The 19124-nt window shown below is 59.8% G+C and carries 21 protein-coding genes; 9 read left to right on the top strand and 12 right to left on the bottom strand.

Going from position 1 to position 19124, the window contains the following annotated elements; translation table 11 throughout:
• Positions 1–51: 51 nt before the first annotated feature.
• The 5 genes from ACI5GA_RS14915 to ACI5GA_RS14895 form a co-directional block, all read right to left on the bottom strand.
• Complete coding sequence (locus tag ACI5GA_RS14915) at positions 52–303, bottom strand: YfhL family 4Fe-4S dicluster ferredoxin (protein WP_404636765.1); 252 nt, start codon at positions 301–303, stop codon at positions 52–54.
• A 99-nt stretch (positions 304–402) separates the two neighbouring features.
• A complete protein-coding gene (gene coaD, locus ACI5GA_RS14910) occupies positions 403–882 on the bottom strand; it encodes a pantetheine-phosphate adenylyltransferase (protein ID WP_421423153.1) in 480 nt (159 codons plus the stop codon).
• An 80-nt stretch (positions 883–962) separates the two neighbouring features.
• On the bottom strand, positions 963–2567 hold the full coding sequence (locus ACI5GA_RS14905; RefSeq protein WP_404636761.1) for a GMC family oxidoreductase: 1605 nt from the start codon (positions 2565–2567) through the stop codon (positions 963–965).
• Positions 2568–2599: 32 nt separating this feature from the next.
• A complete protein-coding gene (locus ACI5GA_RS14900; protein ID WP_421423151.1) occupies positions 2600–3136 on the bottom strand; it encodes a twin-arginine translocation pathway signal protein in 537 nt (178 codons plus the stop codon).
• Positions 3133–4572 carry a coniferyl aldehyde dehydrogenase gene (locus ACI5GA_RS14895; RefSeq protein ID WP_421423149.1) on the bottom strand — a complete coding sequence of 480 codons (1440 nt, stop codon included), beginning with the start codon at positions 4570–4572 and terminating at the stop codon, positions 3133–3135. Before ACI5GA_RS14895 ends, ACI5GA_RS14900 begins: the two co-directional genes overlap by 4 nt.
• Before the next feature lie 143 nt (positions 4573–4715).
• On the opposite strand from ACI5GA_RS14895, the gene ACI5GA_RS14890 reads away from it, so the two are divergent.
• Positions 4716–5402 (top strand): TetR/AcrR family transcriptional regulator, encoded by a 687-nt coding sequence (locus ACI5GA_RS14890; protein WP_404636755.1) that lies wholly within the window; start codon positions 4716–4718, stop codon positions 5400–5402.
• Positions 5403–5471: 69 nt separating this feature from the next.
• On the top strand, positions 5472–6326 hold the full coding sequence (locus ACI5GA_RS14885) for a sulfurtransferase (protein WP_404636753.1): 855 nt from the start codon (positions 5472–5474) through the stop codon (positions 6324–6326).
• Between the two features lie 196 nt (positions 6327–6522).
• Here ACI5GA_RS14885 and ACI5GA_RS14880 read toward each other — a convergent pair whose 3' ends face one another.
• The 6 genes from ACI5GA_RS14880 to ACI5GA_RS14855 all read right to left on the bottom strand — a co-directional run bounded on the left by ACI5GA_RS14880 (position 6523) and on the right by ACI5GA_RS14855 (position 12154).
• Positions 6523–6846: an AzlD domain-containing protein gene (locus ACI5GA_RS14880; RefSeq protein ID WP_404636751.1), complete on the bottom strand. Its 324-nt coding sequence runs from the start codon at positions 6844–6846 to the stop codon at positions 6523–6525.
• Entirely contained in the window at positions 6843–7571 is a 729-nt protein-coding gene (locus tag ACI5GA_RS14875) for an AzlC family ABC transporter permease (RefSeq protein ID WP_421423146.1), read from the bottom strand. The genes ACI5GA_RS14880 and ACI5GA_RS14875 overlap by 4 nt, the downstream gene beginning before the upstream one ends.
• 105 nt (positions 7572–7676) lie before the next feature.
• Positions 7677–8693: a hydrolase gene (locus tag ACI5GA_RS14870; protein WP_404636747.1), complete on the bottom strand. Its 1017-nt coding sequence runs from the start codon at positions 8691–8693 to the stop codon at positions 7677–7679.
• Positions 8677–9297: a 16S rRNA (guanine(966)-N(2))-methyltransferase RsmD gene (gene rsmD, locus ACI5GA_RS14865; protein ID WP_421423144.1), complete on the bottom strand. Its 621-nt coding sequence runs from the start codon at positions 9295–9297 to the stop codon at positions 8677–8679. Before rsmD ends, ACI5GA_RS14870 begins: the two co-directional genes overlap by 17 nt.
• A complete protein-coding gene (locus ACI5GA_RS14860; RefSeq protein WP_421423142.1) occupies positions 9297–10805 on the bottom strand; it encodes a M16 family metallopeptidase in 1509 nt (502 codons plus the stop codon). Before ACI5GA_RS14860 ends, rsmD begins: the two co-directional genes overlap by 1 nt.
• Positions 10802–12154, bottom strand: coding sequence for a M16 family metallopeptidase (locus ACI5GA_RS14855; RefSeq protein ID WP_404636741.1), 1353 nt, complete (start codon positions 12152–12154; stop codon positions 10802–10804). Before ACI5GA_RS14855 ends, ACI5GA_RS14860 begins: the two co-directional genes overlap by 4 nt.
• 294 nt (positions 12155–12448) lie before the next feature.
• Here ACI5GA_RS14855 and ftsY point away from each other — a divergent pair, with 294 nt between their 5' ends.
• The 4 genes from ftsY (at position 12449) to rpoH (ending at position 16671) form a co-directional block, all read left to right on the top strand.
• Entirely contained in the window at positions 12449–13981 is a 1533-nt protein-coding gene (gene ftsY, locus ACI5GA_RS14850) for a signal recognition particle-docking protein FtsY (protein ID WP_404636739.1), read from the top strand.
• A complete protein-coding gene (ftsE, locus tag ACI5GA_RS14845) occupies positions 13978–14649 on the top strand; it encodes a cell division ATP-binding protein FtsE (protein WP_108237657.1) in 672 nt (223 codons plus the stop codon). Before ftsY ends, ftsE begins: the two co-directional genes overlap by 4 nt.
• Positions 14646–15677 (top strand): permease-like cell division protein FtsX, encoded by a 1032-nt coding sequence (ftsX, locus tag ACI5GA_RS14840; RefSeq protein ID WP_421423139.1) that lies wholly within the window; start codon positions 14646–14648, stop codon positions 15675–15677. The genes ftsE and ftsX overlap by 4 nt, the downstream gene beginning before the upstream one ends.
• Positions 15678–15816: 139 nt before the next feature.
• The gene (gene rpoH / locus ACI5GA_RS14835; RefSeq protein ID WP_404636734.1) at positions 15817–16671 is read left to right on the top strand and encodes an RNA polymerase sigma factor RpoH; all 855 of its coding nucleotides are present in this window, start codon (positions 15817–15819) and stop codon (positions 16669–16671) included.
• Positions 16672–16788: 117 nt separating this feature from the next.
• Here the strand turns inward: rpoH and mtgA are convergent, their stop codons facing one another.
• Positions 16789–17499 (bottom strand): monofunctional biosynthetic peptidoglycan transglycosylase, encoded by a 711-nt coding sequence (mtgA, locus tag ACI5GA_RS14830; RefSeq protein WP_421423136.1) that lies wholly within the window; start codon positions 17497–17499, stop codon positions 16789–16791.
• 71 nt (positions 17500–17570) lie between these two features.
• Between mtgA and ACI5GA_RS14825 the strand changes: the two genes are divergently transcribed.
• The 3 genes from ACI5GA_RS14825 to ACI5GA_RS14815 all read left to right on the top strand — a co-directional run bounded on the left by ACI5GA_RS14825 (position 17571) and on the right by ACI5GA_RS14815 (position 19113).
• Positions 17571–17954, top strand: coding sequence for a DUF423 domain-containing protein (locus ACI5GA_RS14825; RefSeq protein ID WP_404636730.1), 384 nt, complete (start codon positions 17571–17573; stop codon positions 17952–17954).
• Positions 17955–18047: 93 nt separating this feature from the next.
• Entirely contained in the window at positions 18048–18248 is a 201-nt protein-coding gene (gene thiS / locus ACI5GA_RS14820; RefSeq protein ID WP_404636728.1) for a sulfur carrier protein ThiS, read from the top strand.
• 70 nt (positions 18249–18318) lie between these two features.
• On the top strand, positions 18319–19113 hold the full coding sequence (locus ACI5GA_RS14815; RefSeq protein ID WP_108237662.1) for a thiazole synthase: 795 nt from the start codon (positions 18319–18321) through the stop codon (positions 19111–19113).
• Positions 19114–19124 lie beyond the last annotated feature (11 nt).

Genomic DNA, 19124 nt, shown 5'->3' with positions numbered 1-19124 from the left:
ACAGCCAGTGTCTTCGGCGAAAGCGCGGATGCCGACAGGATATGCCTTCGTTTAGGCCTTGCTGGTAATCAGATGGTACTTGGCCATCAACTGGTCTTTGCTCTCGACGTTGTTTTCATCCAGCGGGATGCAATCCACAGGGCAGACTTGCTGGCACTGGGGTTCATCGTAATGGCCAACGCATTCGGTACACAGGTTCGGATTGATCACGTAGATCTCTTCACCTTGGGAAATCGCTTCGTTCGGGCACTCGGGTTCGCAGACGTCGCAATTGATGCAATCGTCGGTGATGATCAGGGACATGGATACTCCTGCCGCGGTCGACACCGGGGCATATCAAAAACCAATGCGGCGAATTGTGCCGCATTAGCGCTCGGTATGCACCTGAACATAGCGCAGGAACTAGGTTTTGAACCGTTCCTTGAGCGCCTGGGCGACCGCCGGATGTACGAATTTCGTGATGTCCCCGCCTAACGCCGCGATTTCTCTGACCAGCGTAGATGAAATAAATGAATAGCGTTCGGACGGGGTGAGAAACAGACTTTCCACATCCGGGGCGAGCTGTTTATTCATGTTGGCGAGTTGAAATTCATACTCGAAGTCAGACACTGCGCGCAGACCGCGCAGCAGGATGTTGGCGTTCTGCTCTTGCGCGAAGTGCGCCAGCAGGGTCGAGAAACCCACGACTTCGACGTTCGGCAGGTGCTTGGTCGCTTCCTGCGCCAAGGCGACTCGTTGCTCCAGCGGGAACAGCGGATTTTTCTTGGGGCTGGCGGCCACGGCAATGACCACTTGATCGAACATGCGCGAGGCGCGCTCGACCAGATCGCCATGGCCCTTGGTGATGGGGTCGAAGGTGCCTGGGTACAACACTCGGTTCATCGCGTCGTCCTGGTCGGAGTCCGTTGTGGGATTCGGATGGTAGCGCAGCGCGAGCGCACGGGCCAAGTCAGGTGTCGCTCCTACAGGATTCGCGTCGTCATCAATCGCTTTGCCAGTGCGCTCGCCAGCTTCGCCGTCAACCCATACACCGACAATTGCGGATTGGCGCCAATGCTGGTGGGAAACAGCGACCCGTCGTGCACTGACAGGCTTTCCAGTTGGTGATGCCGCCCAAGGCTGTCGACCACCGCAGATGACGCATCCTCTCCCATGGCGCAACCGCCCATGACATGAGCACTGCCCAATCGAGTGCGGAAGATTTCCATGCTCAAGCGGTCGATCAAGGCACGTGCCTCACCGATGGTCTTCACGTAATCCGCGTCCTGGTGCAGCGGCATGACGACCTTGGCACCGCCCGCGAACTGAATGTCCGCCATGGTGTGCAATGCGCGTTTCACGCCGTCCCACGCGTAGGGCGACACCTGATAGTCCAACACTGGCGTGTAATCGCCGCGCAATTCGACACTGCCGCCCACGCTGTCGGGATGAAACCCGTCCCGAAGCAGCGCCAGCATCATGTGGGTATGAGGCAATTGGGCCATGCGTTCGGCGTTTTTCTGCCCATAGTCACCCAGTAACGTACTGGCCAGCGCCGGATGCAGGGGTGGGACCTCCAGCTTGTAGGCCATTGGGCCGCTCACCCCGTCGCGCCACTGAAAGTGGTCGGAGTAGATCGATTGCGGCGCACCGTAGAACGGGTTGATCACCTCATCGAATAGCCCGGACGAAAACGCCACCAAATGCAGAAATGTTCTTTTGCCCAGCGTTTTATGAGGGTCCGGCGCCTTGGAGCGCATCAGCAATGCCGGGCTGTTGATGCCGCCCCCGGCCAATACCGTGTGCCGGGCTTTGACCGTGATCTTGCGGCCGGTGGGCGCCACACAACGCTCATCCATGGCCAGGCATTCCACGCCCAGCACCTTGCCTTTTTCGATGATCAGCCGCTCGGCACGGGCCAGATACAGCAGCTCGCCGCCCTTATCCAGCATGCTCGGAATGGTTGTCACCAACATCGATTGCTTGGCGTTGGTCGGGCAGCCCATCCCGCAATAACCCAGATTCCAGCAGCCTCGCACGTTGCGCGGAATGACATGCCAGCTGTAACCGAGCTTTTCACAGCCCCGGCGAATGACGTCGTTGTTGGCGTTGGGCGGCATGATCCACGGCGCAACACCCAGACGTTGTTCCATCTTGCCGAACCAGGGCGCCATCTCGGTGGGGCCGTGGCCTTTCACGTTGTGCTCGCGTGCCCAGTGTTCAAGGGTCTGGTCGGGTGTGCGAAAACTGGACGTCCAGTTGACCAGCGTGGTGCCGCCCACCGCTCGGCCCTGCAGGATGGTAATCGCGCCGTCCTTGCTCATTCGCCCGATGCCTTCCTGATACAGCGTCGAATAGGCCTGATCTTCAAGCAGTGTGAAATCAGAGCTGGTTTTCAGTGGGCCTTCTTCGATGATCAGCACGTTGAACCCCGCAGCGCTGAGTATCTCGGCGCTCGTCCCGCCGCCCGCGCCGCTGCCGATGATCGCGACGTCAACCTCCAGTGTCAGGTCTTGTTGTAAGTGCGAGCCGTCGTAGGTTTTCCAGCCGCGAGCGAGTCCTTCGCGGAACGTGTCGGGAACAGGCATAGAACCTCGTTGTTTTTATTGTTTTGGGTGGATCAGATTTTCGGTGGGCCGGGGTATCCACATGGCACCCATGCGTCTGGGCGGCTGTACCAGGCCATCAGCACCAGTTGCAGCAATGAGCTATGGCCTTGGCGCAGAAGGTTCAGTGAGCTGTTTTTCCAATGCTCCAGAAAATGCCGTATCGCGTCGGCATCGGCGCCTTCCCAGCTACCCCAAATCCCCGTCAGCGGTCCTCGGGTGATGGCCATCGCCAATACATCGAACAATTGCTGCGTCAGTTTGAGCATTTCCGGAGACAGGTGCGCCAGGCCGCGGTCGAGGCTCTGTAAGGTTTGATCGACAGCACCTGAAAGCGAAACACCTTTAAGCGCACCGTCGAGCATGACTGGAATCGCCGCCCGTAAAAACGCCATGTCGCTGGCGCGCAGAACACTGAACCCTGGCGCCGCTGACGAACTGGAACAGCCGCTCAGGCTGGCGGTCAGTCCGGCGCTGGCCAGAAACGCCGTGGCGCCAAGCCCGAGCTTGAGTGCGTGGCGACGCGAGATCCCTTGCGTCACTGCGCTCATCGCACGAACAACCGATGGATCAGCTTTTGAATGGCTTTCCCGTAGGGGGGGTAAATCAGACGCGCCGCATTGAAACGCTGCTTGATGAACACACCCTTGGCCTTGCTGAAGGTCAGAAAACCCTCGTGGCCATGGTATTGGCCCATGCCAGAGGGGCCGACGCCGCCGAATGGCAGGTCGTCCTGTGCCACGTGCAGCAAGGTGTCATTCAGACAGGCCCCGCCAGAATGTGTCTGCTCCAGCACCCGCTTCTGTTCGGCCTTGTTATAGCCAAAGTAGTAAAGAGCCAGTGGGCGAGGCCGCTGATTGATGTAGTCAAAGGCCTGCTCGATGCGCTCATAGGGCACGACCGGCAAAAGAGGACCGAAGATTTCATCCTGCATGACCAGCATGTCGTCGCCGACATCGAGTAGCAGGCTGAACGGCAGGCGCCGACCTTGGCTATGTGGATAAAGTGAAATGACCCGGGCGCCTTTGCTGGTGGCGTCTGCCAGGTAGTTATTCAGCCGCGCGACGTGTCGGGGGTTGATGATGGCGGTGTAGTCCGGATTGTCCGCGAGCGTCGGATAAAACCCGGTGACGGCTTTTTTGTAGGCTTCGACGAATTCATCGACACGATCTTTGGGCACCAGCACGTAGTCTGGCGCCACACAGGTTTGTCCGGCATTCAGGGTTTTTCCGAAGGCAATGCGCTCGGCTGCGTCTTTCATGGGCACGTCGTGGGCGACGATGGCAGGGGACTTTCCACCCAGCTCCAGTGTCACCGGGGTCAAGTTTTCGGCGGCTGCGCGCATTACATGCCGACCGATACTGGTTGCGCCTGTGAACAACAAATGATCAAACGGCAGCCGCGAGAACGCCACGCCTGTGTCGGCTTCACCGAGTACGACCGCAACCAGATCCTCCGGGAACGCCCTGGCGAACAACCTTTTCAACAGTTCACCCGTTGCGGGCGTGGACTCGCTGAGCTTGAGCATCACTCGATTGCCTGCCGCCAGCGCGCCCACCATAGGGCCTATCGCCAGATACAGCGGGTAATTCCACGGCACGATCACGCCCACCACGCCCAGTGGTTGATACATGACTTTGGCCGACGCTGGTTGAAAAGCCATGCCAACGTGGCGACGAGACGGGCGCATCCACTTTTTCAGATGGCGGCGGGCGTAATGGATGTTGTGCAGACTGGGCATCAACTCGGCGAGCAGGGTTTCATCTGCGCTGCGATGGCTGAAGTCTGCACTGATCGCGTCAATCAGCGCCTGGCGCTCATCGCTGAGTAATTGGCAAAGGCTGTCGAGCCATTGCAGGCGCTGGGCGGCGACTGGCATGGGGTTCGCGGAAAAAGCCCGACGCTGTAAGTCGAAAAGTCGTACAAGCTCGTCGGAGTCGGTCGATGCATCATCGGGCAAGGGTAAATGCACGGATTCGACAGGCATCGCTGTGGTTCCTTTTTGAAGTTATAGAGTGTTTTTAGAGTCATTGCTCTATAAAGTCAAATGACGCGTCGGGCTGCACCGAAACGCAGCGCATGCGTTAAGATCCAGCACATCCCTGTTACATCCAGACGTTCGAGCTGAGCATGGCGCCGCGTATCAAACCCCTACGCATCAAGACCCGAGAACGCATCGTGCAGAGCAGCCTCGAGCTGTTCAATCTGCAGGGCGAGCGTAGCGTGAGCACCAACCACATCGCGGCGCACATGGAGATTTCACCGGGGAATCTGTATTACCACTTCCCCAACAAGCAGGCGATCATCGCCGAGCTGTTCACCGAATACGAAGCGCTGGTCGACAGTTTTCTCCACCCGCCCAAGGGGCGCTTGCCCAGTGTCGAAGACAAGCGCCATTACCTGATGGCGATCCTCGATGGCATGTGGCGCTATCGCTTTTTGCATCGCGATCTTGAGCACCTGCTGGATGCCGATCCTGAGTTGGCCGAGCGTTATCGGCGCTTTTCTCAGCATTGTCTGATCAAGGCGATGGCCATTTATGGCGGTTTCGTTGAAGCGGGCATTCTCGACATGGACACCGTGCAGATTGAATCCCTGACGCTCAACGCGTGGATCATCCTCACGTCCTGGGTGCGTTTCCTGTGCACTACGCGGGAGAACGCGGGCCATCTGAATGAAGAGGCCATCCGTCGAGGCGTCTATCAGGTGCTGATGCTCGAACTGGCCTACGTGACGCCCGAGGCGCGGGACGCAGTACATGCCTTGTGCAGCGAATTTTATGTGCCGTTGAACAAGGCGCTGGAAGATGCAGGTTGACTGTAATCTATCCGTTTGAATGGATTGTCTTATCGCTTTAGCCACTTTTACTGTCTGCAGGAGCCCGTCATGTCCATCGCGCAATTGATCAGCCCGCAACAACTGGCCGAACGCCAACAACAGCCGGGGCTTGTGATCCTTGATTGTCGTTCGTCCCTCGATGATCTGGACTACGGCCAGCGTAGCTACGCGGAAGGACACATCGAGGGGGCGTCCTACGCCGATTTGCTCAAAGACCTGAGCGGACCGATCACCAAGGGCGTGACGGGGCGCCATCCATTGCCATCTCCGCAAACGCTGATCGAGCGTCTGCGTTTCTGGGGAGTGGATAACGACAGCGAGATCGTGCTGTACGACGACGGTCCGGGCGCTTATGCCGCTCGCGCGTGGTGGTTGCTGGCGTGGCTGGGCAAGCGTGATGGCGTGTTCATTCTCGACGGCGGTCTGAAAGCCTGGCATGCGGCGGGGCTGCCGTTGAGCCTGGACCCGGCGCAGCATCGCGAGGGGGCGTTCAAAGGGAAACCGGATGATTCGCTGGTGCTGAGCGCGGCGGATGTACAGAAGAAACTGGATAAGCCTGAAGTCACCCTGATCGACGCCCGCGCGCCTGCGCGTTTTCGTGGCGAAGTCGAGCCGATCGATCCAGTGGCCGGCCACATTCCGGGGGCGCAGTGTGCCGCGTTCACTGACAACCTGGGGCCGGACGGACGTTTCCTTCCCGCTGAACAACTCAAGCAGCGGTTCGCCGAGACGCTGAACGGGCGAGCCCCGGAAAAACTGGTCGCTTACTGCGGGTCAGGGGTGACGGCCTGTCACAACCTGTTTGCTCTGTGTCTGGCCGGGTATCCGTTGGGGCGGTTGTATGCGGGGTCGTGGAGTGAGTGGATCAATGATCCTGAGCGTGGTGTAGCGACTGGGGAATAGCCCGGTCGTCATGATCTGTGATGTGGATGTGGATGTGGATGTGAATCTGTGGGAGTGAGCTTGCTCACGATTGCGGCATGCCTGTCACCACAGATGTGTCAGGCCTGTTGCTATCGTGAGCAAGCTCACTCCCACAGGGTATTGCGTTTGCTGCACGACGCCCCTGCTTCCACAGGGATTGCACAGGCGCGTTATATCAAAGCTGCCCCAACGCCCAGCGCAGCAGGAAGAACACCAGCAACCCCCCACCAATCGTCGCCAGCAGATTGCGGCTGAACGCGGCGATGGCGATGGCCGCGATTCCCGCCAGCAGATACGCGTTAACCAGTGACAACTGCCAGTGCTGGCCATCAGGTAGCAGCATGCCGGGCACCACAATTGCTGTCAGCACCGCCGTTGGCACGTAATGCAGTCCTTGGCGCACAACCGGCGGGAAGCGCAGGTTCGGCCAGGCGAACAGGCTGTAGCGCATCAAAAACGTGATCGCGGTCATCCCCAGAATCAGCCACCAGTAGCTCATGAGTGCACCTCTTTGCCCGATGCGTTTTGCGGGCCTTCAGACTGGCGCCGCTCCAGCAGGACGCCCACCGCAATGCCACTGAATGCAGCGGCCATCAACCCCAGTTTGTAAGGCCACGACCATGTCATCAGAGCGACGGCGCCTGCGGCCAGGGCGGCAGCGATCTGCGGCTGGTTGCGCAACAGTGGCACGACGATGCCGATGAAGGTCGCCAGCATCGCGAACTCTAGGCCCCAACTGGCCATGTCCGGCACGGCTTGACCGAACAGAACGCCGATCAGTGAGCTGCTAACCCAGCAGGCATACAGCGCGCTGGCTACGCCGAGCCAGTACCAGTGAACCAATGGCGTACGACCATGGACGAGGTAATAGCGCTGGACGACAGCGAAGGTTTCGTCGGTCAACCAGAACGCCAGCAACAGTCGCCAGCGCTGCGGCAGGTTCTGGACCTGTGGTTGCAGGGTGGCGCTATAGAGCACATGACGCAGGTTGACGATGAAGGTGGTCAACAGGATCACCACGGTACTGGCCCCGGCGCCCATCAGGCTGACCACGATGAATTGCGCGGACCCGGCGTAGACGAACATCGACATGCCCACCGCTTGCCACAGCGACAGGCCGCCGACACCGGCCAGGGTTCCGAAAATGATGCCGAACGGCGCGATGCCGACCAGCATGGGCATGCTGTCGCGAAGGCCGCGAACGAAGAGCTGATTGCGGGACATGGTATTTCTCCTTATGTCCCGGATGGTAGGCCTGTGGCGCAGAGGTGTCTTGAACGATCCTGCAAGGTTTGAAGCGCTACTTATGCCTCTGTAGGAGTGGCGCGATCAACGAGTAGCGTCTTTCCCATGCACATCCACCAACCACTGCGGTATCCGCTGCTCCAGGTAGTAAACCGGCTTTCTGAGCGTACCCCCGACAAAGCCCACATGCCCGCCATGTTCCTGAAGATCGAATCGGGTGCTTGCCGACAGCTCGCTGAGGGCGGGCAGGCTGTGTTTGAAGACGAACGGGTCATCCGACGATTGCACCAGCAACGTTGGGGTGCGGATCGCGCCGAGGAAGTAGCGGCTCGATGCCTTGCGATAGTAATCCTGGGCGTCGTCAAAGCCATTCAGCGGTGCAGTCACGCGGCCATCGAAGTCCCAGAACGTGCGCAGGTTGTCCAGTGAACCCAGTGCCGCCAGCACGGCGAGTCCTTCGTTCATGCCTTCGTGCTGAAATCGACGCTGCTTGTCTCTGATGTAGCCCACCATTTCGCGCATGAAGTGTCGTTGATAGACCTTGGAGAAGCCCAGCCCGATGCGGTCCGCACACTCATCCAGCCGGAAGGGCACCGACACCGCTGCCGCGCCCTGCAACTGACTGTCCAGCCCGGATTCGCCCAAGTGCTTGAGCAGAATGTTGCCGCCCATCGAGTAACCCACGGCATACAGCGGCGCCAATGGGCGTGCTCGGCGAATGTGGGCGATGACCGCTGCGAGGTCATCACTGACGCCCGAGTGATAGCTGCGTGGCAGCAGATTCGGTTCGCCCGAGCACCCGCGCCAGTTCAGGGCGACACTGGTCCAGCCGTGCTTTTCCATCGCACGTTGCAGCCCGACCACGTAGTGCGAGTTGGATGACCCCGTCAGCCCGTGCAGTACCAACACCACGGGCACTTTGGCGTCATGGGGCCCATGCCAGTCGAGATCGAGAAAGTCACCGTCGTCGAGCCAGATACGCTCGCGTCGTCGCTCCAACGAGGGGATTGAGCGCCAGATCGGCCCCCACATGGTTTGCAGGTGGGGGTTGCCGAGGCCGAACGCTGGAGCGAACGGGCCGCTGTCAGTTGGCGTGGCCACTGCGTTCCCACAAGGCGTAATGCACCTGGCCGGTCTTTTTTTCCCGGTGCAGGCGCCAGTTGCCCGGCATGCCCAGCGTCGACGGAGCCGTCTCGCTTTCGGTGTAAACCCAGGCGTCGTTTGCCAGCCAGCCGCGTTCTTCGAGCAGCGCGCACGCTGGCGTCAGAAGGTTCTGGTGGAAGGGTGGATCGAGAAAAACCACGTCGAACGCTTCGGCGGGCTGCGTCTCCAGGTAACGCAGTGCGTCGCCGGTGGAGGTCTTGCCGACGGTGCAACGCAGTGTGCCCAAGTGCTCACGCAGGCTGGAAACGGCCGCCGAGTTGGCGTCCAGCGCCAGACCCAGGCTGGCGCCTCGCGACAGCGCTTCCAGAAACAGCGCGCCGCTGCCCGCGAACGGGTCGAGCACGCGAGCGCCTTCGATGTAAGGCGCCAGCCAGTTGAACAGGGTTTCCCGGACCCGGTCTGGCGTCGGACGCAGGCCCGGCGCGTCAGGGAAACTCAGACGCCGACTGCGCCATTCGCCGCCGATGATCCGCAACTGGCCCAGGCCTGTGTGAACTTTGGGGCCTTTGTGAAGGCGCGGCGGCTTGGAAGTCGAGGTCATCAATGCTCCGGAACGCCGAGGGGTTGTTCGGCGGGTCTATCAGTGGGGGGTGGCAGAGGCTTCTGCGGGACAGTGGGGCCCGCGGTCACGATCACCAAGTTGTCCACGTTCAGGTGTTTGTTCATCACCGCCTTGATCTGCTCGACGGTGACGCTCTGGGATTGCGTCATGAAATCTTCGAGGTAGTTCAGCGGCAGATTATAGAAGCCAATCGCCCCCAATTGGCCAACGATTGCCGAATTGCTGGCGGTCGACAGCGGGAAGCTGCCCGCGAGTTCCCTTTTGGCGTCGTCGAGTTCTTTCTGGGTCGGGCCGTTGGCAAGGAAGTCACGGGTAACGTCCTTGACCAGCTTGAGCGTGTTCTCGCTCAGTTCGGCGCGGGTTTGCAGGCCGATCATGAACGGGCCTTGCGCCTGCATCGGCGTGAAGCCTGACGACACACCATAGGTCAGGCCGCGCTTCTCGCGCACCTCCGTCATCAGGCGGCTGCCGAAACCACCACCGCCAAGGATCGAGTTACCCAGCGACAACGCGGCGTAATCCGGATCGGCGCGATCAATACCCAGCTCAGCCAGCATCAAGTGAGTCTGCTTGGACGGGAACTCGATATGGGTTTCGCCCGGCTTGGGGGCTGTCGGTGCAACGGTTTTGGCCAGCGCCGGGCCTTTTGGCAGCGACGACGACACTTGTGCGGCCACTGCTTCGGCGTCTGCGCGAGACAGATCGCCCACCAGCGCGATGACGGCGTTGCCCGCTGCGTAGGCCTTGGCGTGGAAGGCTTTCAACTGCGCGAGGGTGATCGGCGTGATGGTTTTCGCGGTGCCCATGCTTGGGTGCGCATACGGATGGTCGCCGTACAGGCGCTTGAACAACTCATCGCCCGCCAGTTTGCCGGGGTTCTGCTTCTGGTACTCGAAGCTGGCCATCAACTGATTCTTGATGCGCGCCAGTGAGTCGGCAGGAAACGTCGGTTTGCCGACCACTTCCGAAAACAGTTTCAGCGCAGGCTCACGCTTGTCGGGAGCGCTCAGGCTGCGCAGCGAGGCCAAGGCCATGTCGCGATAGGAGCCATTGCCGAAGTCCGCGCCGAGGTCTTCGAACCCCGCAGCGATGGCGCTGACGTCTTTGCCTTTGACGCCTTCATTGAGCATGGCATTGGTGATCAGCGCGATGCCCGGGGTTGCGCCGTCCTGGCTGCTGCCGGCGGCGAACAGCACGCGCATGTCGAACATGGGCAGTTCGTGGGCCTCGACGAACAATACGCGCGCGCCTTCAGCGGTGTTCCACGACTGAATATTCAACGCGCGGCGGGCGGGCGCCTTGCCATCGAGTTCCTTGAGCGATTGCAGCGTGTTGGCCGCTTTGTCGATGGCTTTTGGCATCTCCATGGGGGCCGACGCTGGCGTCTCGGCCATGGCCGCGACAGGGCCGAGCAGGCCAACGGTGACGGCCAGCAACAATGCTGAAGCCCTTGTTCGCGCAGAGCGGGTCTCGATGCGCTGGGTCATTGGGCTTTCTCCTCAGGCAGTACATGCGCGACGGCAAGCCGTTCGCGGGTGAAATAGGTGCGTGCCGCTTTCTGGATGTCTTCTGGCGTGACGCTTTGCAGCGCAGCCAGTTCGCCATCGATCAACCGCCAGGACAGACCGACGGTTTCCAGTTCGCCAATGGTGCTGGCTTGGCTGGTGATGGAGTCGCGTTCGTAGACGAGGCCTGCAATGACTTGCGCGCGAACACGCTCAAGCTCGGCTTTGGTGGGTGGCTTGGTCTTCAGTTCGTTCAGCAGGCGCCAGATACCGGCCTCGGTGTCCGCCAGGGTTTTCTTCTTTTGCATGTTTGGCGTGGCGCTGATGGTGAACAGGCTGTCGCCTCGGGTGTAGGCGTCGTAGTTAGACGAAGCACCGGTGACCAATTCTTCCCCGCGTTCGAGTTTCGACGGAATGCGCGCGCTGTAGCCGCCATCGAGGAGCGCCGAGATCAGCCGCAGGGCGTTCACCGATTGTGGGTCCGTGGCCGTGGCCAGGCTCGGTACGTTGAAACCGTACATCAGGCTCGGCATTTGTGTGGCGACGTGAACGGTGATCTGGCGCAAACCGGGTTCAGGCAATTCCAGTGGTTTTTTCGACGGTGGCACGTCGCGACGAGGGATCGGCCCGAAGAAGCGCTCGGCCAGCGCTTTCACTTCGTCGGGTTGCACGTCGCCGACCACCACCAGTGTGGCGTTGTTCGGCACGTACCAGGATTCGTACCAGTGGCGCAGTTCCTCGACCTTCATGCGGTCCAGGTCAGCCATCCAGCCGATGGTGGGCGTGTGATAGCCGCTGGCCGGGTAGGCAATGGCCTTGAAGCGCTCATAAGCCTTCGCGTTAGGCTTGTCGTCGGTGCGCAGGCGGCGCTCCTCCTTGATGACTTCGATTTCCCGAGCGAACTCTTCCGGCGGCAGGCGCAGGCTGGCCATGCGGTCGGCTTCCAGCTCGAAAGCCACGCTCAGACGGTCGCGAGCCAGCACCTGGTAGTAAGCGGTGTAGTCGTCGCTGGTGAAGGCGTTCTCTTCAGCGCCCAGATCGCGCAGGATCAACGATGCCTCGCCGGGGCCTGCTTTGGAGCTGCCCTTGAACATCATGTGTTCCAGCGCGTGGGACAGGCCTGTCTGGCCGGGCGTCTCATAGCTGGAGCCGACTTTGTACCAGACCTGCGAGACGACGACCGGCGCGCGGTGGTCTTCGCGCACGACCACCTTCAGGCCGTTTTCCAGCGTGAATTCGGTAGTGGGTTGAGGATCGGCGGCAACAGCAGCGAGGGGCAAACACAATGTACCGAGCAAAAAGCCTGCGGCACGGCGGGCGAGAGCATTCATTCGTAATTTGAACCTTCGAGACGGCCTGCGTGAACTTAGCGTCGGCGGGCGCGGGGGTGTTAGGATAGCGGCCAGTTTGCTCGCCGACCACGACTAAGATGTAGGAGTTTTCGGATAAGCGATGGCCCATGAGCTGAAACCAGCGCATGCGGCTTCACGCTTCGAAGTGATTTCAGTATCGTCCTGCGCCGGGCCAGCTGATGAACGAGCGGACTTAAAAACAGTCTGTTTCGCATACAGAATTTTTCAGAGGCGCCGGTCTGGCGCGTCGCTACCTTGAGATAGCCGTCCTCCATGTTTGGTTCCAACGACGACAAGAAGACCCCAGCCCAGGCTGGCGAGAAGAAAGGCCTGTTCGGATGGCTGCGCAAAAAGCCGCAGGAAACCGTCGCCGAACAGCCAGCAGAATCCCCCGTTGCAGCCCCTGAGCCTGTCGTTGAGTCGACTTCGCCCCTCGCCGAGCCGCAAACGCCTCCGACCATTCCGCCCACCAGCCCTGCATCGCACACCTTTGTTGCGCCTGAGCCGGAACATGCTGTCGACGCACAGCCTGCCGCCGAGCCTTGGCTGAAGCTGCCTGTTGCCGAAGAGCCGGTCGCGCTGACCGATGAGAGCGAACCCCATGTGACGCCTGCGATTCCAGCGCACACGGCGTCGCACGTGCCGACAGCGGTTGCAGCTCCTGCACCCTCTCCGGTTGTCGAAGCGCCCCCCGCGATCGAGCCGGTGCCCGTGGCGCTGCCGGATCCTGTCGCCGGCAACGATTTGCCTGCCCTGACGCAACCCGCATCCGTTGTCGCGCCGACGCAGCCAGCGCCGGTAGTCGAAACATCGCCAGCTCCTATTGCTGCCGAACCGCCGGTCCCGTCGCCTGTTGAGCCAGCCCAGCCTAAACAGCCCGGCTTCTTCGCCCGCCTGAAACAGGGCCTGTCGAAAACCAGCGCCAGTCTTGGCGAAGGCATGGCCAGCCTGTTTCTGGGCAAAAAGGCCATCGACGACGACATGCTCGACGAGTTGGAAACCCGCTTGCTCACCGCCGATGTTGGCGTTGAAGCAACGTCGCTGATCGTGCGGAATTTGACGCAGAAAGTGGCGCGGAAACAGCTGACCGACAGCGATGCGCTGTACAAATCGTTGCAAAGCGAACTGACGGAAATGCTCAAACCGGTGGAAGCACCGCTGGTGATCGCCGCCGAGCACAAGCCGTTCGTGATTCTGGTCGTCGGCGTCAACGGCGCGGGTAAGACCACTACCATCGGCAAGCTGGCCAAAAAACTTCAGCTTGAAGGCAAGAAAGTCATGCTCGCAGCGGGCGACACCTTCCGTGCCGCAGCGGTCGAACAGCTTCAGGTCTGGGGTGAGCGCAACAAGATTCCGGTCATTGCCCAGCACACGGGGGCTGATTCGGCTTCGGTGATCTATGACGCCGTTCAGGCCGCCAAGGCCCGTGGCATTGATGTGCTGATCGCTGACACGGCGGGTCGCCTGCACACCAAAGACAACCTGATGGAAGAGCTGAAAAAGGTTCGTCGTGTGATCGGCAAGCTCGACGAAGCGGCGCCACACGAAGTGCTGCTGGTGCTCGACGCGGGCACTGGCCAGAACGCCATCAATCAGGCCAAGCAATTCAACCAGACCGTCAACCTGACGGGCCTGGCATTGACGAAGCTCGACGGTACGGCAAAAGGCGGAGTGATCTTCGCGCTGGCCAAGCAATTCGGACTGCCGATTCGTTACATCGGTGTCGGCGAAGGCATCGACGACTTGCGGACTTTTGAGGCTGAACCCTTTGTTCAAGCCCTATTCGCCGAGCGGGAGCGCACATGATTCGTTTCGAACAGGTCGGTAAACGCTATCCGAACGGACACGTCGGCTTGCATGAGCTGAGCTTTCGAGTGCGTCGTGGTGAATTTCTGTTTGTAACCGGTCACTCCGGTGCCGGTAAAAGTACCCTGTTGCGTCTGCTGTTGGCGATGGAGCGCCCCACCTCGGGCAAGCTGTTGCTGGCCGGACAGGACCTGGGCCAGATCAGCAACGCGCAGATCCCTTTCTTGCGTCGTCAGATCGGCGTGGTGTTCCAGAACCACCAGTTGTTGTTTGATCGCACGGTGTTCAACAACGTCGCATTGCCGTTGCAGATCCTCGGGCTGTCGAAGGCCGAAGTCACCAAGCGTGTGGATTCTGCGCTGGAGCGCGTTGCGCTGTCCGATAAGGCCGAGCTGTACCCTGGCGACCTGTCCACCGGTCAGCAGCAGCGCGTCGGTATTGCGCGTGCCATCGTTCATCGCCCGGCGTTGCTGTTGGCGGACGAACCAACCGGTAACCTCGACCCTCGGCTGGCGGCAGAAATCATGGGTGTGTTCGAAGACATCAACCGACTGGGCACCAGCGTGCTCATTGCCAGTCACGACCTCGCATTGATTGCCCGGATGCGCCATCGCATGCTCACGCTTCAACGCGGCCGACTGATCGGTGATGGGGAGGCTGGCGTATGAGTGCCACTCGCAGTCCCAAGGTATCCGAACGCGTCGCGCCCAAGGCCGCCGAGCCGGGGCCACAGAAACAGAAAAAGAAACGCCACGATGACGACGACGGCCCGAGTTTTGGCGAGTTGTTCAACGCCTGGATCGAGGCTCACCGCTCCAGCATGGCCGACAGCCTGCGCCGTCTGGGCAAACAACCGATTGGCAGTTTCTTCACCTGTCTGGTGATGGCCGTTGCGTTGAGCTTGCCCATGGGCTTGTCGTTGCTGTTGAGCAACGTCGAGCGCTTGGGTGGATCGTGGCAGCGCGCCGCGCAAATTTCGCTTTATTTGCAACTGGATGCGTCGCCAAGCGAAGGGCAAAGTCTGGTCAGCCGGATCAAGGAGATGAACGGCGTCGCCGAAGCGGAGTACATCTCCCGCGATCAGGCATTGAACGAGTTCCAACAGCAATCGGGTCTGGGTGAAGCCCTCAAGGAGTTGCCGGAAAACCCGCTGCCTGGCGTCGTGCTGGTGACGCCACTGGAAGTTGACAAGGCGGGGCTTGAGGCATTACGTACACAACTCGCTGAACTGCCCAAGGTGCAACAGGCGCAACTGGATCTGGTCTGGGTCGAGCGGCTGGCAGCGATCCTCAAGCTGGGTGATCGCTTCGTATTCGGTTTGACGGTGCTGTTGGTTGTCGCATTGTTATTGGTGATAGGCAATACCATCCGTCTTCATATCGAAAACCGCCGCACAGAGATCGAAGTGATTAAACTCGTGGGCGGCACCGACAGCTATGTGCGCAGGCCCTTCCTTTATATGGGCGCGTTGTATGGCTTCGGCGCGGGGATCTTCTCGTGGGGCATCCTGGCCTTTGGTCTGGACTGGCTCAATGAGGCGGTCATCCGCTTGGCGGGGCTGTACGGCAGCAATTTCTCGCTGGCCGGTGTGCCAGTGGCTGATGGTCTGTCACTCTTGCTAGGGGCTGTGTTGTTGGGGTATATCGGTGCGTGGATTGCGGTTGCGCGTCACCTGAGAGAGCTGGCGCCGCGTTGAGTGTTAATGTTGGGTTCATGTTTGTAGCGTAAATTTTGTTTCATCTATTGACTTTTCAACTTAAGGGAACTTGTTTCGCGGTCCCCGGTCAATTTCGCAGTGCTGAACTGCACGAGTCATGTGTAGGAGGTTTTTTCGTATGACCAATTCTTTGCAACCTGCTTATGCCTTGGTTCCGGGTGCAAACCTGGAAGCCTATGTGCACACGGTGAACAGCATTCCATTGCTGACTCCCGAGCAGGAGCGTGAACTGGCCGAGAGTCTCTATTACGAGCAGGATCTAGGGGCGGCTCGGCAGATGGTGCTCGCCCACCTGCGTTTTGTCGTGCATATCGCACGCAGTTATTCCGGTTATGGACTGGCTCAGGCTGACCTGATCCAGGAAGGCAACGTCGGCTTGATGAAAGCCGTGAAGCGTTTCAACCCAGAAATGGGCGTTCGTCTGGTGTCTTTCGCTGTGCACTGGATCAAGGCCGAGATTCACGAGTTCATCCTGCGCAACTGGCGCATCGTGAAAGTCGCGACCACCAAGGCCCAGCGCAAGCTGTTTTTCAACCTGCGCAGCCAGAAGAAGCGTCTGGCCTGGCTGAACAACGAAGAAGTGCATCGCGTAGCGGAAAGCCTTGGCGTTGAGCCGCGTGAAGTGCGCGAAATGGAAAGCCGTCTGACGGGCCAGGACATGGCGTTCGATCCGGCGGCGGAAGCGGACGACGACAGCGCATTTCAGTCGCCAGCCAACTATCTGGAAGACCATCGTTACGATCCGGCGCGTCAGTTGGAAGACGCCGATTGGTCTGATAGCTCGACGGCGAACCTGCACGAAGCGTTGAGTGTGCTCGATGAACGCAGTCGCGACATCCTTTACCAGCGCTGGCTGGCTGAGGAAAAGGCAACGCTGCATGACCTGGCCGAGAAGTACAACGTCTCTGCCGAGCGTATTCGTCAGCTCGAAAAGAGCGCGATGAACAAGCTCAAGCTGTCGATTGCAGCGTAAGCGACCAACCGAAACGAAAAACGCCCCGAGATGCTCGGGGCGTTTTTGTTTGTGTAGTTGCCTAATCACCTGTAGGAGTGAGCTTGGTTTGGGCGGCACTCCTACAGGTTTGTAATTTCACCACTTACGGCTGTGATTCAACCCCACCAGATACTCATCCCCACCCAACTGACGCATCTGCTGGCGAATCCACCCGGCACGTTGTGATACGTAGCTGCTCGGATGGCTGGCGCTCCAGACCCGTGGGTTGGGCAGTACGGCGGCAAGGTAGCTGGCCTGCTGCATCGACAGTTGGCTGGCATTCACGTGGAAGTGTTGCTGAGCCGCTGCCTGGGCGCCGAACACGCCGTCGTCCCATTCAACGCTGTTGACGTAAACCTCAAGAATCCGCTGCTTGGACCAGAACACTTCGATCAACGCCGTGAACCAGGCTTCCAGCCCCTTACGGAAGTAGCTGCGACCCGACCACAAGAACAGGTTTTTCGAGACTTGCTGGCTCAGGGTGCTGGCGCCGCGAATTGAGCCGCCTCGTTCGTTGTGAACCAGTGCGGCCTGGATGGCGTCGATATCGAAACCCCAGTGCTCGGCGAATTTCTGGTCTTCACCCGCAATGACCGCGACTTTCAGATCGTCGGAAATTTTCTCCCACGGCTCCCAATCACGTTGCAGATCGATAGGTTGACCATCGAACCAGGATTCAACCTTGCGCTCGACCATCAACGCCGTAAAGGGCGGAGGCACGAAACGAAAAATCAAAACCAGCACGACACTGGCCACTGCGAACCAGAGCAGGCCTTTGGTGATACGACGAAGAAGAAAACGCAGCATAGAGATGGCTTGGCCGAACCCGTTGAGCGGGCCATTATACAGATCACGTGCCATTGAACCTGGAGTTACACATGCTTCGAACCTTTCTGATGTTGGCCGCTTTCTTCGGATTCACCGGTGTTGGGCTAGGCGCCTTTGCCGCCCACGGCTTGAAAAACCGGCTAACCCCGGAGTACCTGGCGATTTTTCATACCGGTGTGCTGTACCAGTTGATCCATGCGCTGGCGATCTTTGGCGTCGCGATTCTCGCTACGCAGATTCAGGGGCGGCTGGTCAGCTACGCCGGTATAGCATTTACGCTGGGCATTCTGTTGTTCTCCGGCAGCCTCTATGCCCTGACCCTGACGGGTGTCAGCAAGTTGGGCATCATCACGCCGATTGGTGGCCTGTGTTTCCTGGTCGGTTGGTTCATTTTGGGCTGGACCGCGTGGCGTTTGGGCGTGGATACCCTTTAAAGGGTTGCGCATGACGAATGGCGCTGCTTTGCCTTTTTCATCCTGACTGATCGGGCTAGAATGCACGCCCCCTAAAATGATGGCTGCCTTCGCATGCGCATTCAGTTGAACGGTGAATCCTACGAACTGCCCGACGGCGAGACCGTTGCGGCGTTGTTGACCCGTCTGGACCTGGCCGGGCGTCGAATTGCGGTCGAGCTCAATCTGGATATCGTGCCGCGCAGCCAGCATGCTTCCACGACGCTGAACGAAGGTGATCAGGTCGAAGTGGTGCATGCCATCGGCGGCGGCTAGGCCTTTCAGCCTCGCGCTGCTGCCCGATCCAGAAGAATTGCAAGAACCTCAACCATAAAGAGGATTTCCAATGAGCAACGTTCGTAGCGACAAGCCGTTTACCGTGGCCGGTCGTACTTTCCAGTCGCGCCTGTTGGTCGGCACCGGCAAGTACAAGGACATGGAAGAGACCCGTCTGGCCATCGAAGCCTCGGGTGCCGAGATCGTCACCGTCGCCGTGCGCCGGACCAATCTGGGCCAAAACCCGGGCGAACCGAACCTGCTCGACGTGCTGCCGCCGGACCGCTACACCATCCTGCCGAACACCGCAGGTTGCTACGACGCCATCGAAGCCGTGCGCACCTGCCGCCTAGCCCGTGAACTGCTTGACGGCCACAACCTAGTCAAGCTGGAAGTGCTGGCTGACCAGAAGACGCTGTTCCCCAACGTAATCGAAACCCTCAAGGCCGCTGAAACGCTGGTCAAGGATGGTTTCGACGTGATGGTCTACACCAGCGATGACCCGATCATCGCGCGTCAACTGGCGGAAATCGGCTGCTGTGCGGTCATGCCGCTGGCGGGGCTGATTGGCACCGGTCTTGGCATTTGCAACCCGTACAACCTGCAGATCATTCTTGAAGAATCGAAAGTCCCGGTGCTGGTCGATGCCGGTGTTGGCACTGCGTCCGACGCCACCATCGCCATGGAACTGGGTTGTGAAGCGGTGCTGATGAACTCGGCCATCGCCCACGCGCAGCAACCGATCCTGATGGCCGAAGCCATGAAACACGCCATCCTGGCAGGCCGTATGGCTTACCTGGCTGGGCGTATGCAGAAAAAACTCTATGCCAGCGCGTCCTCGCCGCTGGATGGTCTGATCAAGTAAGAGCCTGTTGA

Source organism: Pseudomonas sp. Pseu.R1 (genome assembly GCF_045764065.1).
In the GTDB taxonomy this organism is placed as follows: domain Bacteria; phylum Pseudomonadota; class Gammaproteobacteria; order Pseudomonadales; family Pseudomonadaceae; genus Aquipseudomonas.
This window is presented reverse-complemented; position numbering and strand designations above follow the sequence as displayed.

Bases quoted from the DNA above. Each gene is read 5' to 3' on its own strand.
- ACI5GA_RS14915 (WP_404636765.1), bottom strand. From the start codon at position 303: ATGTCCCTGATCATCACCGACGATTGCATCAATTGCGACGTCTGCGAA.
- coaD (WP_421423153.1), bottom strand. From the start codon at position 882: ATGAACCGAGTGTTGTACCCAGGCACCTTCGACCCCATCACCAAGGGC.
- ACI5GA_RS14905 (WP_404636761.1), bottom strand. From the start codon at position 2,567: ATGCCTGTTCCCGACACGTTCCGCGAAGGACTCGCTCGCGGCTGGAAA.
- ACI5GA_RS14900 (WP_421423151.1), bottom strand. From the start codon at position 3,136: ATGAGCGCAGTGACGCAAGGGATCTCGCGTCGCCACGCACTCAAGCTC.
- ACI5GA_RS14895 (WP_421423149.1), bottom strand. From the start codon at position 4,572: ATGCCTGTCGAATCCGTGCATTTACCCTTGCCCGATGATGCATCGACC.
- ACI5GA_RS14890 (WP_404636755.1), top strand. From the start codon at position 4,716: ATGGCGCCGCGTATCAAACCCCTACGCATCAAGACCCGAGAACGCATC.
- ACI5GA_RS14885 (WP_404636753.1), top strand. From the start codon at position 5,472: ATGTCCATCGCGCAATTGATCAGCCCGCAACAACTGGCCGAACGCCAA.
- ACI5GA_RS14880 (WP_404636751.1), bottom strand. From the start codon at position 6,846: ATGAGCTACTGGTGGCTGATTCTGGGGATGACCGCGATCACGTTTTTG.
- ACI5GA_RS14875 (WP_421423146.1), bottom strand. From the start codon at position 7,571: ATGTCCCGCAATCAGCTCTTCGTTCGCGGCCTTCGCGACAGCATGCCC.
- rsmD (WP_421423144.1), bottom strand. From the start codon at position 9,297: ATGACCTCGACTTCCAAGCCGCCGCGCCTTCACAAAGGCCCCAAAGTT.
- ACI5GA_RS14860 (WP_421423142.1), bottom strand. From the start codon at position 10,805: ATGACCCAGCGCATCGAGACCCGCTCTGCGCGAACAAGGGCTTCAGCA.
- ACI5GA_RS14855 (WP_404636741.1), bottom strand. From the start codon at position 12,154: ATGAATGCTCTCGCCCGCCGTGCCGCAGGCTTTTTGCTCGGTACATTG.
- ftsY (WP_404636739.1), top strand. From the start codon at position 12,449: ATGTTTGGTTCCAACGACGACAAGAAGACCCCAGCCCAGGCTGGCGAG.
- ftsE (WP_108237657.1), top strand. From the start codon at position 13,978: ATGATTCGTTTCGAACAGGTCGGTAAACGCTATCCGAACGGACACGTC.
- ftsX (WP_421423139.1), top strand. From the start codon at position 14,646: ATGAGTGCCACTCGCAGTCCCAAGGTATCCGAACGCGTCGCGCCCAAG.
- rpoH (WP_404636734.1), top strand. From the start codon at position 15,817: ATGACCAATTCTTTGCAACCTGCTTATGCCTTGGTTCCGGGTGCAAAC.
- mtgA (WP_421423136.1), bottom strand. From the start codon at position 17,499: ATGCTGCGTTTTCTTCTTCGTCGTATCACCAAAGGCCTGCTCTGGTTC.
- ACI5GA_RS14825 (WP_404636730.1), top strand. From the start codon at position 17,571: ATGCTTCGAACCTTTCTGATGTTGGCCGCTTTCTTCGGATTCACCGGT.
- thiS (WP_404636728.1), top strand. From the start codon at position 18,048: ATGCGCATTCAGTTGAACGGTGAATCCTACGAACTGCCCGACGGCGAG.
- ACI5GA_RS14815 (WP_108237662.1), top strand. From the start codon at position 18,319: ATGAGCAACGTTCGTAGCGACAAGCCGTTTACCGTGGCCGGTCGTACT.